The sequence below is a fragment of the Burkholderia ubonensis genome, assembly GCF_902833085.1.
Lineage (GTDB): Bacteria > Pseudomonadota > Gammaproteobacteria > Burkholderiales > Burkholderiaceae > Burkholderia > Burkholderia ubonensis.
In genome coordinates this window covers 1-308 of the sequence record NZ_CADFEB010000041.1, presented here as the reverse complement: position 1 = coordinate 308, position 308 = coordinate 1, and the positions used below count along the sequence as shown (strand labels likewise).

General features: G+C 71.1%; 1 protein-coding gene. It reads right to left on the bottom strand.

Features of this window, described 5'->3' with window-relative positions:
* Positions 1–308 (bottom strand): permuted SH3 domain-containing protein (locus HWX31_RS34735; RefSeq protein WP_175934030.1); only part of this gene is annotated, 308 nt, incomplete at both ends.

Genomic DNA, 308 nt, shown 5'->3' with positions numbered 1-308 from the left:
GCTGCGGCGCCCTGCGCCTGCGCAAGCTGGGCCGCAACGGTCTTCACGGTCGCGCCCGGACGCACCTTGTCGATGCCCTGCACGATCACCCGGTCGCCCGCCTGCAGGCCGCCTTCGACGACCCAGTTCTGCCCCTGCATGCCCGTCGTCGTCAGCGGACGCGGCGCGACCTTGTTGTCCGCGCCCACCACCAGCGCGACCGCCTGCCCCTTCTGGTCATGCGTGACGCCGATCTGCGGCACCAGGAACGCGTTCTCGTTCACGCCTTCCTCGATGCGCGCGCGCACGAACATCCCCGGCAGCAGCAC